Annotated in this window: 12 protein-coding genes and 2 tRNA genes; 3 read left to right on the forward strand and 11 right to left on the reverse strand. The window is 67.2% G+C overall.

Going from position 1 to position 12,760, the window contains the following annotated elements; genetic code table 11:
- Nucleotides 1-813 precede the first annotated feature (813 nt).
- From EDC36_RS09045 to EDC36_RS09055, 3 genes are all read right to left on the reverse strand, one after another.
- Nucleotides 814-1,077, reverse strand: a complete 264-nt coding sequence (locus EDC36_RS09045; protein ID WP_132962939.1) for a hypothetical protein — start codon at nt 1,075-1,077, stop codon at nt 814-816.
- A gap of 2 nt (nt 1,078-1,079) precedes the next feature.
- Entirely contained in the window at nt 1,080-1,358 is a 279-nt protein-coding gene (locus EDC36_RS09050) for a hypothetical protein (RefSeq protein WP_132962940.1), read from the reverse strand.
- Nucleotides 1,359-1,887: 529 nt separating this feature from the next.
- A tRNA-Asn gene (locus tag EDC36_RS09055) sits at nt 1,888-1,963 on the reverse strand.
- A gap of 171 nt (nt 1,964-2,134) precedes the next feature.
- Between EDC36_RS09055 and EDC36_RS09060 the strand changes: the two genes are divergently transcribed.
- Both EDC36_RS09060 and EDC36_RS09065 read left to right on the forward strand, forming a co-directional pair.
- The gene (locus EDC36_RS09060; protein ID WP_132962941.1) at nt 2,135-3,331 is read left to right on the forward strand and encodes an acyl-CoA dehydrogenase family protein; all 1,197 of its coding nucleotides are present in this window, start codon (nt 2,135-2,137) and stop codon (nt 3,329-3,331) included.
- 19 nt (nt 3,332-3,350) lie between these two features.
- Nucleotides 3,351-4,502 carry an acyl-CoA dehydrogenase family protein gene (locus EDC36_RS09065; protein ID WP_132962942.1) on the forward strand — a complete coding sequence of 384 codons (1,152 nt, stop codon included), beginning with the start codon at nt 3,351-3,353 and terminating at the stop codon, nt 4,500-4,502.
- An 82-nt stretch (nt 4,503-4,584) separates the two neighbouring features.
- On the opposite strand, the gene groL is transcribed toward EDC36_RS09065, so the two are convergent.
- The 5 genes from groL to EDC36_RS09090 all read right to left on the reverse strand — a co-directional run bounded on the left by groL (nt 4,585) and on the right by EDC36_RS09090 (nt 8,049).
- Nucleotides 4,585-6,219: a chaperonin GroEL gene (groL, locus tag EDC36_RS09070; RefSeq protein WP_132962943.1), complete on the reverse strand. Its 1,635-nt coding sequence runs from the start codon at nt 6,217-6,219 to the stop codon at nt 4,585-4,587.
- Between the two features lie 66 nt (nt 6,220-6,285).
- Complete coding sequence (groES, locus tag EDC36_RS09075) at nt 6,286-6,576, reverse strand: co-chaperone GroES (protein WP_132962944.1); 291 nt, start codon at nt 6,574-6,576, stop codon at nt 6,286-6,288.
- A 188-nt stretch (nt 6,577-6,764) separates the two neighbouring features.
- Entirely contained in the window at nt 6,765-7,091 is a 327-nt protein-coding gene (gene cutA / locus EDC36_RS09080) for a divalent-cation tolerance protein CutA (RefSeq protein WP_132962945.1), read from the reverse strand.
- Nucleotides 7,092-7,141: 50 nt separating this feature from the next.
- A tRNA-Met gene (locus EDC36_RS09085) sits at nt 7,142-7,218 on the reverse strand.
- A gap of 45 nt (nt 7,219-7,263) precedes the next feature.
- Complete coding sequence (locus tag EDC36_RS09090) at nt 7,264-8,049, reverse strand: enoyl-CoA hydratase (RefSeq protein ID WP_132962946.1); 786 nt, start codon at nt 8,047-8,049, stop codon at nt 7,264-7,266.
- A 132-nt stretch (nt 8,050-8,181) separates the two neighbouring features.
- On the opposite strand from EDC36_RS09090, the gene EDC36_RS09095 reads away from it, so the two are divergent.
- A complete protein-coding gene (locus EDC36_RS09095; protein ID WP_132962947.1) occupies nt 8,182-8,991 on the forward strand; it encodes an enoyl-CoA hydratase-related protein in 810 nt (269 codons plus the stop codon).
- A gap of 18 nt (nt 8,992-9,009) precedes the next feature.
- Here the strand turns inward: EDC36_RS09095 and EDC36_RS09100 are convergent, their stop codons facing one another.
- From EDC36_RS09100 to EDC36_RS09110, 3 genes are read right to left on the reverse strand one after another with little or no spacing between them, the layout of a single operon-like run.
- Nucleotides 9,010-10,800 carry a M61 family metallopeptidase gene (locus tag EDC36_RS09100; RefSeq protein WP_132962948.1) on the reverse strand — a complete coding sequence of 597 codons (1,791 nt, stop codon included), beginning with the start codon at nt 10,798-10,800 and terminating at the stop codon, nt 9,010-9,012.
- Nucleotides 10,797-11,543 (reverse strand): DsbC family protein, encoded by a 747-nt coding sequence (locus EDC36_RS09105; RefSeq protein ID WP_132962949.1) that lies wholly within the window; start codon nt 11,541-11,543, stop codon nt 10,797-10,799. Before EDC36_RS09105 ends, EDC36_RS09100 begins: the two co-directional genes overlap by 4 nt.
- Before the next feature lie 52 nt (nt 11,544-11,595).
- On the reverse strand, nt 11,596-12,750 hold the full coding sequence (locus tag EDC36_RS09110; protein ID WP_132962950.1) for an FAD-dependent monooxygenase: 1,155 nt from the start codon (nt 12,748-12,750) through the stop codon (nt 11,596-11,598).
- Between the last annotated feature and the right edge of the window lie 10 nt (nt 12,751-12,760).

Here is a 12,760-nt window from a genome sequence, read left to right on the forward strand (position 1 = left end):
CGGCGCATCAGACCATCAAATCTGGGGGAAATTGTACTCGCAAACAGACAATAACACAAGAAAAATCATGCTGTTATGAATATTTCAGGGGCGACTAGCTACTTGGCCCGAAACACTTCCCCGATATCGAGGGGATTAAGACTCTCGAACTGATTCAATGTGCCCGCTGTGGCGGGCCCGAAACACTTCCCCGATATCGAGGGGATTAAGACTGGGCTGGTACGGGCTGGTGCCCTTAGGCTGGGCGTCCGAAACACTTCCCCGATATCGAGGGGATTAAGACCGCTCAGGTATCGCCGCCACGCGCTGCAAGAACGTCCGAAACACTTCCCCGATATCGAGGGGATTAAGACATGGCCGAGGGGTGCAGGGTGTACACGCCCGGGGCCCGAAACACTTCCCCGATATTGAGGGGATTAAGGCCGGTGGACATTGCCCAAGGCGTGGGATTTGTCCGTCCGAAACACTTCCACGATATCGAGGGGATTAAGACAGCGGTTTGGCGTAGGGAAGTTGTTGTGCTCGTCGTCCGAAACACTTCCCCGCTATCGATGGGATTAAGACCCACTCGTAATACCCCGTCTGGGGGCATGTGTCCGAAACACCTCCTCGATATCGAGGGGATTAAGACCGGTGGACATTTCCCACGGCGTGGGATTTGTCCGCCCGAAACGCTTCCGCAATATCGTGAGGATTAAGACGCGACTTCTTTGTTGATGTCAATCGGTTCTTTGGCGTTGGCCAGGTACGCCGGCAGGTTGTCGCTGGACTCGAACGGAACAACGGTCATGCTCATGTTGGTTCTTCGGGTTTTCACTTGATGGATTGGTTCACACGATCTTGCAGCTCGTGCACGAAGGTCTGCAACAGCGCGGCGCCCAAACCGCGCTGACGACCCATTTCAATGAGGGAATCGGCCAGAGCCTCAACAAGCTCTTGGTCGTCGATGGTCGGCCACCGCTCCGTCGATGATGTCATGGTGACGAAGAAGTCCGTGAACTCTTTGCGCAGTATCTTGCGCACAAGCGCCTGACGGCGGACCGATAACTCACGCAGCATTTTGTCTTTGTACGTCACGTTTAGCTCCTTTTGATGTTGACGACGCGCTCTTCGCGCCAGCTGATGCCCGGGGGTAAGTCATTATGCTCATTACGCCACGCCTGAACAACCGTCTTGTTGGCCCGGCGCTTCAGTATAGACCACTCACCAGGGCGCTGAACCCAGCCCAGGAACGCATACCTGTCCGCCACGGTCGTGCTGTTGCAACGCAAAATGTAGTGGGTGTCTGCGCTGTTGCGGATAGACGCTACGCCAAGCTCGGTCATGAACTTGAGCAGGTAGTTTTGTATCCGCGTCATGGCGTCGTCCGAAACACTTCCCCGATATCGAGGGGATTAAGACCAACCTTTCTTATTGACTGGTTTATTCCGCGCGCCCGAAACACTTCCCCGATATCGAGGGGATCAGGACTTTAGGGGCGAGTAGGCCTCGGATAGGTCTGAACAACGTCCTCAATCGGGGACACTGTGAATCGTCATGAGGTCGCTGAGCCTGGTCGTGGCTGGATTGGGGCGCTCGATCAGGGGCACGCGCGGGCAATGGTGCCCGGGAGAGCGGGACCTGGTGGTGCCGTGGGCGCGCCTGGGCGCTGTGATGGGCTGCTGTGTGTCAACCCATAGCGCCATGGCAGGGCGGCTGCCCCTTGCCAAGGAGGTGATGCTGCGCATGCACCTGGTCGGTTTGAGCGCATGCTTGAGGATGTATCAGCGCACGCACACGAGCGGATAGGACGCGTGCCCGGCGGCGCGTTGGCATCGACCCCCGGGCCGCTCGGCCCTAGAAAAACAAAAAGCCCACCGAGAAAGTGGGCTGCAGGCTTTCATAGCTTGGCTCCCCGACCTGGGCTCGAACCAGGGACCTACGGATTAACAGTCCGGCGCTCTACCGACTGAGCTATCGGGGATCGGCGTGGCGCGCATTATAGCTTACGGCGCCCGTCGCGGCCGTCGGGCGGCTGTGCGTGGGGCGTGCGTCACGCGCTGGACAATGTCCGCATGGACCTGGCCGTGTGGGCGGCGACAATGGGGTGTTGGGCGTGCGGCAACCACGGTGCACGCCCACAGGAGGACGCACGATGGACTTGCGGTTTTCCGCCGAGGAGTTGGCCTTCCGTGATGAGGTGCGCGCCTTTTTGCGTGAGCACCTGCCGCCGGCGCTGGCCACCAAGGTACGCGAGGGTTTGCGCCTGTCGCGCGACGACATGGCGCGGTGGCACGCCATCCTGGCCGCGCGCGGCTGGTTGGCCAGCCACTGGCCACGCGAGTGGGGTGGTCCGGGCTGGGGGCCGGTGCAGCGCTTCATCTTTGAAAACGAATGTGCGCTGGCCGGCGCGCCACGCATCGTGCCGTTTGGCGTCAACATGCTGGGGCCGGTGCTGATCAAGTACGGCACTGAGGCGCAAAAGCGCCATTGGCTGCCGCGCATCCTGGACGGCAGCGATTGGTGGTGTCAGGGTTACTCGGAGCCCGGCGCGGGGTCGGACCTGGCCTCGCTGCGCACCAGCGCCGTGCGCCATGGCGACCACTACATCGTCAACGGGCAAAAAACGTGGACGACACTGGGGCACTACGCCAACCGCATGTTCGCGTTGGTGCGCACCGACCGCACCGCCAAGCCGCAGGAGGGTATCAGCTTTTTGCTGATCGACCTGGACAGCCCCGGCGTCGAGGTGCGGCCGATCATCACGTTGGACGGCGAGCACGAGGTCAACGAGGTCTTCCTCAACGACGTGCGCGTGCCGGCCGACCGGCTGGTTGGCCAGGAAAACCAGGGTTGGACCATCGCCAAATACCTGCTCACCTACGAGCGCACCAACATCGCGGGCGTGGGGTTTTCGGTGGCGGGGCTGGAGCGGCTCAAGGTGATGGCCCAGCGCGTGCAGTACGGTGGGCGGCCGCTGATCGACGACCCGCTGTTTGCGGCGCGGCTGGCGCGCATCGAGATCGAGCTGGAAAACCTCAAGACCACCAACCTGCGCGTGCTGGCCAGCGTGGCGGGCGGCGGCGCGCCGGGGCCGCAGAGCTCGCTGCTCAAGATTCTGGGCACCCAGATTCGGCAGGAGATTTTGAGCCTGACGCGCCGCGCCATGGGGCCGTACGCGTTGCCCTGGATCGAGGAGGCGCTGACGCTGGAAGGGATGGACCAAGCGGTGGGGCCGGCCGGCGCGGCCAGCGCCGCCGTGCAGTACTTCAACCACCGCAAGCTGTCGATTTTTGGTGGCTCCAACGAGATCCAGCGAAACATCGTCGCCAAGACGGTGCTGGGCTTGTGACGCACTGGAGGGCGCAGCCATGGACTTCAACCTGACCGACGACCAGCGCATGCTGGCCGAGACGCTGGGCCGCTACCTGGCGCAGCGCTACCCCATCGAACGCCGTCACGCGGCCGCGGCCAGCGCGCTGGGCTACGACCCCGATGTGTGGCAAGGGCTGGTGGAGCTGGGCGCGGTGGCGGCGTTGTTGCCCGAGGCCGCCGGCGGGCTGGGTGGCGGCGGCTTTGACATCATGACCGTGTTCGAACAAGCCGGGCGGGCGCTGGTGCAAGAGCCCTTGCTGGGGGCGCTGTTGGTGGGGCAAGCGCTGGCGCGTGCCGATGAGCCTGAGCGGTGGCAGGGCCACTGGCAGCGCATGCACGAAGGCGCGGTGGTGGCGCTGGCGCACGCCGAACCCGACGCCCACCACGCACGCTGGAGCGTGGCCACGGTGGCGCAGCACGACCCCGCAGGCTGGGTGCTGGATGGGCACAAGGCCGTCGTGCCCTTTGGTGCCCAAGCCCAAGGGTGGCTGGTCAGTGCGCGCGTCGGGGGTGGTGTGCACGAGCGCGACGGCATTGCGCTGTTCTGGGTGCCGCGCAGTGCGCCCGGTGTGCAACGGCGCGACTACCGCCGCATCGACGGTGGCCGCGCCGCCGAGCTGGTGTTGCGCACCGTGCAGCTGGACGCGCACGCGCTCGTCGTCGGGCCGGCACGGGGCGCGGAGGTGTTGGACGCGGTGCTGGATGCGGGTGCCTTGGCGCTCAGCGCCGAAGCGCTGGGGGCGATGGAGGTGGCGTTCGAGCACACCCGGCAATACCTGCAGACCCGCCAGCAATTCGGTCGCCCGATTGGCAGCTTTCAGGCCCTGCAGCACCGCATGGTGGACTTGTGGATGGGGCTGGAGCAGACCCGCTCGGCCGTCATCAACGCCGCCGCGGCGTGGGACGGTGACGATCCGATCCAGCGCGCGTGGGCCTGTGCAGCGGCCAAGGCCAGTGTTGGGCGCCATGGCACCCACCTGGCCGAGGAAGCCATCCAGCTCCATGGTGGCATGGGCATGACGTGGGAGCTGCCGCTGGCGCACTACGCCAAGCGGCTGGTCATGATCGACCACGAGCTGGGCGACGAAGACCACCACCTGCAGCGCTGCATCGAGCTGATGCGCCAGCGCGCGGCAGCGTCTGCCTGACGGCCCCCCGCGGCCGCCAACAAAAAACCCGCCTTGCGGCGGGTTTTGGCTGTCATGGACCAGGTGTTGGGCCGTTGGCCGATCACATGTCCATGTCCATGCCGCCCATGCCACCACCGGCGGCGGGCTTGGCCTCGGCCTTGGGCGCCTCGGCCACCATGCACTCGGTGGTCAGCATCAGGCCAGCCACCGACGCCGCGTTTTGCAGCGCGGTGCGGGTCACCTTGGTCGGGTCCAGGATGCCCATTTCGATCATGTCGCCATAGGTGTCGTTGGCGGCGTTGAAGCCGAAGTTGCCCTTGCCTTCGAGCACCTTGTTGATCACGACCGAGGGCTCGCCACCGGCGTTGGCCACGATTTCGCGCAGCGGCGCTTCGACCGCCTTCATGACCAGCTGGATGCCAGCGTCTTGGTCGGGGTTGGCGCCCTTGAGGCTGCCCACCGCCTGACGGGCACGCAGCAGCGCCACGCCACCGCCGGGCACGATGCCTTCTTCGACCGCAGCACGGGTGGCGTGCAGCGCGTCTTCGACGCGGGCCTTCTTCTCCTTCATTTCGACTTCGGTGGCGGCGCCAACCTTGATCACCGCCACGCCGCCGGCCAGCTTGGCCACGCGCTCTTGCAGCTTCTCACGGTCGTAGTCGCTGGTGGCCTCTTCGATCTGCACGCGGATTTGCTTGACGCGCGCTTCGATGTCCTCGGCCTTGCCGGCGCCGTCGATGATGGTGGTGTTTTCCTTGGCCACTTCGACGCGCTTGGCTTGACCCAGGTCGGCCAGCGTCACCTTCTCCAGCGTCAGGCCCACTTCTTCGGCGATGACCTTGCCGCCGGTCAGGATAGCGATGTCTTCCAGCATGGCCTTGCGACGGTCGCCAAAGCCCGGGGCCTTGACGGCGCACACCTTCAGGATGCCGCGGATGGTGTTGACCACCAGCGTGGCCAGCGCTTCACCTTCAACGTCTTCGGCGATGATCAGCAGCGGGCGGCCGGCCTTGGCCACTTGCTCCAGCGCCGGCAGCAGGTCACGGATGTTGCTGATCTTCTTATCGTGCAGCAGGACGTACGGGTTTTCCAGCACGCACACCTGCTTGTCGGGGTTGTTGATGAAGTACGGCGACAGGTAGCCGCGGTCGAACTGCATGCCCTCGACGACATCCAGCTCGTTTTGCAGGCTCTTGCCGTCTTCGACGGTGATGACGCCTTCCTTGCCCACCTTGTCCATCGCGTCGGCGATGATTTGGCCGATCGACTCGTCGCTGTTGGCCGAGATGGCGCCCACTTGCGCGATTTCCTTGCTGGTCGTGGTGGGCTTGCTGATCTTCTTGAGCTCGGCCACCAGCGCCTCGACGGCCTTGTCGATGCCGCGCTTGAGGTCCATCGGGTTCATGCCAGCGGCCACGTACTTCATGCCTTCGCGCACGATGGCCTGGGCCAGCACGGTGGCGGTGGTGGTGCCGTCACCGGCGTTGTCGCTGGTCTTGGACGCCACTTCCTTGACCATCTGGGCGCCCATGTTCATCAGCTTGTCTTTGAGCTCGATTTCCTTGGCCACGGACACACCGTCCTTGGTGACGGTGGGGGCGCCGAAGCTGCGCTCCAGCACCACGTTGCGGCCCTTGGGGCCCAGGGTCACTTTGACCGCGTTGGCCAGGATGTTGACGCCTTCGACCATGCGGGCACGGGCGTCAGCACCAAAAACGACGTCTTTCGCTGCCATGTTGTCAGCTCCTCGTGGAATCGGTTGAATCGGTTACGGATGGGATGGGACGCTGCTGACGCGCGATCACTTCTCGATCACGGCGAACAGGTCGTCTTCCTTCATGACCAGCAGCTCTTCGCCGTCGACCTTGACGGTTTGGCCGCTGTACTTGCCAAACAGCACGCGGTCGCCGACCTTGACGCTCAGCGGCTTGGTCTCGCCCTTGTCGTTGGTCTTGCCGGGGCCGACGGCGATCACTTCGCCTTGGTCAGGCTTCTCGGCCGCGTTGTCCGGGATCACGATGCCCGAGGCGGTCTTGGTTTCGTTTTCCAGACGCTTGACGATCACGCGATCAGCGAGAGGACGAAGCTTCATGAGATCTCCTGTCGTTTCGGACGAGATAAAAAAGGAAGCGGGGACAACCCCCACGCGGTGAGCGCTGTGCTGCCCGGGTCTGGGACCTTGTTGTTAGCACTCACCGGTTGCGAGTGCTAATCATAAGGCCTGTTCAGCGGGTTTTCAAGGGGGTGTATGCGTCCAGCGCCGTTGGCCCGTGGGGGCGGTCATGCGCCGCGGGGCTGGGTGGACGCCGCCACCCACTCGGCGTAGGCGGCGCTGGCTTCGATCGGGGTGGACCAGATGGCCGGCAGTTCGTAGGGGTGGTGCGCCGCGATGAAGTCGCGCACCTGCGGCCACGCCTCGGCGCGGCACTTGGCCAGCAGGCGCCACTCGGCGTCGCGCTGCAACGCACCCTGCCAGGTGTAGACGCTGCGGATGGCGTGCAGTTGCACGCACGCCGCCAAGCCCTCCCGCACCAAGGCCTCGGCCAGCTTGTGGGCGCCGGCCTCGTCGGGCAGGGTCGTGAAGACGGCGATCAACGCGGGAGCCATGGCGCAAGCCAAAAAACAAAACCCGCCAAGGCGGCGGGCTTGATGTTGGATGGTGGCGCTTCAGGGACTCGAACCCCGGACCTGCGGATTATGATTCCGTCGCTCTAACCGACTGAGCTAAAGCGCCGCCGTTGAAGCCTGCAGTATACCAAAAACCGGTGTGGCGCCCGCCTCAGCGCCCCTGGAACTGTGGGGCGCGCTTTTCGAGGAACGCGGCCATACCTTCTTTTTGGTCGGCGGTGGCGAACATGGCGTGGAACATGCGCCGCTCAAACTGCAGGCCCTCCGACAGCGGGGCTTCGAAGGCGCGGTTGAGGGCTTCTTTGGCCGCCAGCACGGCCAGGCGGGGCAGGGCGGCGATGGCCCGTGCGGTGGCCAGCGCTTCGTCCATCAGCTTGTCCGCGGGCACGACGCGGCTGACCAAGCCGGCGCGCTCGGCTTCGGCGGCGTCCATCATGCGGCCCGTCAGCACCAGGTCCATGGCTTTGGCCTTGCCCACCGCGCGTGGCAGACGCTGCGTGCCGCCCGCGCCGGGGATGACGCCGATTTTGACTTCGGGCTGGCCGAACTTGGCGCTGTCGGCGGCGATGATGATGTCGCACATCATGGCCACTTCGCAGCCGCCGCCCAGGGCGTAACCCGCCACGGCCGCGATGACGGGCTTGCGCACGTGGCGCAGCGCCTCCCAGTTGCGGGTGATGTATTCGGTGCGGTACACGTCGGCGAAGGTGTACTGCGCCATGGCGGCGATGTCGGCGCCGGCGGCAAAGGCCTTGTCGCTGCCGGTGAGCACGATGCAGGCGATGGCGTCGTCGGCGTCGAAGGCGCGCAGCGCAGCGCCGAGCTCGTCCATCAGCGTGTCGTTGAGCGCGTTGAGCTGCTTGGGGCGGTTGAGCTGGATGATGCCCACCGGGCCATCGGTGCGGGTCAGCAGGGTGGTGTAGGTCGTCTCGCTCATGCAAGTCCTCCCGGGGCAGGGTTGACGCCGTGACTATATACGCTGCGGCTGCCGGCCGCGGGGCGGTTACGATTCGGTTACGGTGCCCGCGGGCGCCCCACGTTGGACGATTTTTCCGAGGAGACCCATGCGATGAACACGTTCACCCCCGCAAGCGATGAAATCCTGTTCGAGCGTCGGGGCGCGGTGGCGTTGGTGACGCTCAACCGCCCGCAGGCGCTCAACAGCTTCACGCTCAGCATGCACCGCGCGTTGCAGCAGGCGTTGGCCGAGGTGGAGCGCGACGCGTCGGTGCGCGCGCTGGTGCTGACCGGGGCGGGGCGTGGGTTTTGCGCGGGGTTGGATTTGTCGGTGCTGGATTTTTCGCCGGGGCCGGACCGGCTGCAGCGCATCAGCCCCGGGCCGGTGTTGGACGAGGGCTTCAACCCCACGGCCAAGGCGCTGATGAACCTGCGCGTGCCCACGGTGGCGGCGGTCAACGGGGTGGCGGCCGGGGCCGGCGTGTCGTTGGCGTTGACGTGCGACCTGGCGATTGCGGCCCCGACGGCCAGTTTTGTGCAGGCGTTCAGCAAGATTGGGCTGATTCCGGACGCGGGCGGCAGTTGGCTGACGGTGGAGCGGCTGGGGCTGGCGCGCGCGATGGGCATGGCGATGCTGGGCGACAAGCTGGGGGCCGACCAGGCCAAGGCGTGGGGCCTGATTTGGGACGTGGCCGACGACCCGCTGGCCGCGGCGCTGGCGCTGGCCGAGCGCCTGGCCGCCATGCCCACGCGTGCGCTGGTGGCCACGCGGCACCTGTTGCGTGGGGCGCTGCAGCGCTCGTTCGAGGCGCAGCTGGACGCCGAGCGCGAGCTGCAAACGGCGCTGGGCCGCACGCACGACTACGCCGAGGGCGTGACGGCGTTTTTGGAAAAGCGCGCGCCGCAGTTTCGCGGGCAGTGAGCGTGGGCGGCCGCCGCGTCAGGCCGGCGGCAGCAGCTTGACGGTGTGCGCCGGCGCGGGCCAGTGCAGCGCGCAGCGCAGCACGCGCCCGTCGCGCGCCACCCAGGCCAGCAACGGCTCATCCGTGCCCAAGCCGCGCGCGTGCAGGGCGACGTCATCCAGCCTGTGCACGCGCCACACGTGCTGGCTGCGTTGCACAGCCAGCCATTCGTCGCCAGCCGCCAGGCCGGCCGCTTCGGCCGCGCTGCCGCGCAGCACGTTGCGCAGGCGCAGCGCGCCGCCCGATTCGTCCACCCGCACGCCCAGACGCTGCGCCAACGGGGCGGGCTCTTCGACCCAACGGATGCCGTGGCGCTGCAGCAACGGCTGCAGGGGCAGCTCGGCGGTGCTGTGCACCCAGGCGTCGAGTTCGGCGTCGAAGCTGCGCCGCGCCAGGCGCCGCAGCACGGCGCGCAGGTCGGCCTCGCGCATCGGGCCGCCGCCGCAGCGCTGCCACAGCGCGCGCATCACGTCGTCCAGCGTGGTGTGGCCCTCGGCACGCAGCGTCAGGTCCAGGCACAACGCCACCAACGCCCCCTTGGTGTAGTAGCTGACGGTGGCGTTGGGGGTGTTTTCCTGCACGCGGTAGTACTTGGTCCAGGCGTCAAAGCTGGCCTGGGCCACCGTTTGCACGAGCCGTCCCGGGGTGCTCAGCACCTGGTTGATGGTGCGCGCCAGCAGCTCCAGGTGCGTGGCCTGGTCGATGAGCCCGGCGCGCAGCACCAGCAGGTCGTCGTAGTAGCTGGTGAAGCCCTCGAAGAACCACAGCAGTTCGGTGTGGTTTTCGCGGTCGTAGTCGTAGCGGGCGAATTCGCGTGGGCGCAGCCGCTTGACGTTCCAGGTGTGGAAATATTCGTGGCTGATGAGGCCCAGCAGCGTTGTGTAGCCATCGCCCGCCTTGAGCGGCACGGGGGCGTCGTCGGGCGCATGTGTGCCGGGCAGCGGCGCCAGCGGCAGGTCGGTGCGCGCACACACCAGCGCCGTGCTGTGGCGGTGTTCCAGCCCACCATAGCCGTCGCGCGTGGCGTGCAGCATGAACAGGTAACGGTCGAAGGGGGGCCGACCGTGCGGGCCGTGCCACAGGGCCATGGCGGCTTCGCAGAGGCGGGCGGTGTCGGTCAGCAGCCGCGCGCCATCGAAGCCCGCCGGCGCCCCGCTGACGACGAAGCGGTGCGGCACGCCACGCACGTCGAAGTCGCCGCACCAAAAGGTGCCGAGCTCGAACGGGTGGTCGGCCAGTTCGTCGTAATCGGCCGCCAGGTACGTGCCCATGCCCGCATCGTCGGGCCAGCGCCAGCCGCGGCGGCGCGTGCGCGGGGCGTCGGCGCGCGGCAGGGCCGTGGCCACGCGCCAGTGCCGGGTGGCGTCGTTGGCCACCAGCGTGAGCGCGTGCGGCCCTTGTTCGCGCCCGTGCACGCGCAGGCACAGGCTTGTGGGGTTGAAAAAGCCGCGCGTGCTGTCCAGCCACGCGGTGCGCACCGAGGTGTCGAAGGCGTACACCTCGTAGCGCAGCACCACCGTGTGGGCCGTGCCGCAGGCGACTTCCCAGGTGTTTTTGTTGAGCGCGCGCACGGGCACGGGCACGCCGTCGGCTTCGGCCTGCAGCCGCTGCAGGTGCTGGGCGAATTCGCGCACCAGGTAGCTGCCCGGGATCCACACCGGCAGGCTGACGCGTTGGCGTGGCGCCGGGCGCTCGACCGTGAGGGTGACGCGCCACAGGTGGGCGTGCAGGTCGGCCGCCTCGACGCGGTAGTGCACCGGCGCGCTCATTGGCCCGCGGCGCCGGCCTGGGCCAGCAGGGGTTCGAGGCGGTCGAGCCCAATGGCGCCGGGGATGCGTTGCCCGTTGGCCAGGATCGTGGTGGGGGTGCCGCTGATGCGGTACTTCTGACCGAAGGCAAGGTTGCGCTCCAGCGCCGAGGTGTCGCAACTGGCGCTGGACTTGGGCTCGGGTGGGGTCACGCCACGCTGCATCCAGTCGTTCCAGACCTTGCTGCGGTCGGCCGCGCACCAAATGGCGCGCGCCTTCGCTTCGGAGTCTTTGCCCAGCACCGGGTACAGGAAGGTGTACACGGTCACGTTGTCGAGCTTGGCCAAGTCACGCTCGAAGCGTTTGCAAAAGCCGCAGTTGGGGTCGGCAAACACGGCCAACTTGCGCTGTCCATTGCCCCGCACGGTGGTGAAGGCGTCTTTGAGCGGCAGGGCGTCGAAGGCGATGGCGGTCAGCTTGTCGAGGCGTTCCTCCGTCAGGTTGACGCGCGCCTTGGTGTCGATGAGCATGCCCTGGATGAGAAAGTCGCCCTTGGCGTCGGTGTAGAGGATGTCGGTGCCCAGCCGCACCTCGAACAGTCCCGGCATGGGTGTGGGGCGCACTTCGTCGATGCGGGGTAGGCTGGGCAGCCGCTCGGCCAGGTTTTTGCGGATGACGGCTTCGTTGGCCCAGGCGGCGTGCATCGCCAGCCCCAGGGTAGTGACCAACGCAGCGGCGCGCCAGGCGGTGGCGAAAGGTGGCATGAACGTGTCGTGTTTCAAAGGTGGATGGGCACGGGGGCGCAGGCACGGCATGTTAGCCCGCCAACGGCTGCCCCGCGGCTTGTTGGATCAGCCAACGCTTGAGGGGTTCCAGCCGGTCCACGGCCCGCATACCCCAACGGCGCAGCGCAGCGGCGCCAGCGTCCGGGCGGGCAAAGAGGCCGTGCAGCGTGTCGGTGGTGGCCAGCATCGCGGCCACGGGCGCGGCGCGCGCGCGCTCATAGCGGCGCAGCAGGCGCAGGTCGCCCAGCGGACGCCAGTACTCGCGTTCGCGCAGCACGCGGGCCAGTTCCGCGACGTCGCCCAACCCCACGTTGAGCCCCTGACCTGCCAGCGGATGCATGGCATGGGCGGCGTCGCCTGCCAGCGCCAGACCGGGGCGCACCCAAGGGCGCGCCAGTGAGCGCTGCAGCGGCCAGCCGGCGGGCTGGCCGACCAGCGTCATCGTGCCCAGCGCGTGCGCGCACGCCTGTTGCACCGCCTGCGCCAGCGCGTCGGCGCTCAGCGCCAGCAGGTGCGCCGCGCGCGCGTGCGGCACCGACCACACCATCGCCACTTGCTGGCCTTCGGTGCCGTCCAGCGGCAACAGGGCCAGGATCTCGTCGCCGCGAAACCACTGCCGCGCCACCGTGCCGTGGGGGCGTTCGCAGCGCAGCCGTGCGGCGATGGCGGTGTGGGGGTAGGGGACGGTGTCGTAGGCGATGCCCTCGGCCGCCCGGGTGGCGCTGTGGCGCCCTTCGCACACGATGGTCAGCGCCGCGCGCGGGCGGGGGTCGGTGGTGGCGTCGAGGCGCTGCACGCCATGTTGGTAGTGCAGCGCCTGGTGCAGCCGCTGCTCCAGCGCCGGCACATCGACGATCCAGCCAAGCGCCTCGTCGGGCTGCGTGGCGTCGAAGCGCAGCGCGGCATGCTCGGGCGCCGCCCCTCTGTCGGCGGCCGGATCGGCGTCGGCCACCCACATGGTGCGCACCGGGGTGGCCAGCCGCTCGTCGTCGGGCCACGCCCGCACGCTGTGCAGCAGCGCCCGCGAGGCGGCGTTGAGCGCGTACGCCCGTATGTCGGGCGCGGCGTCGGGGCGGGCGGGGCGCTCCACCAACGCCACGCGCAGCCGCTCGCGCGCCAACAGCAGCGCCAGCGTGCGGCCAACGATGCCGCCGCCCAGGATGGCGACGTCGAAATGGGTGTTCATGGGGCGATGC

Origin of the sequence: Tepidimonas ignava (genome assembly GCF_004342625.1) — a bacterium.
Classification (GTDB): domain Bacteria; phylum Pseudomonadota; class Gammaproteobacteria; order Burkholderiales; family Burkholderiaceae_C; genus Tepidimonas; species Tepidimonas ignava.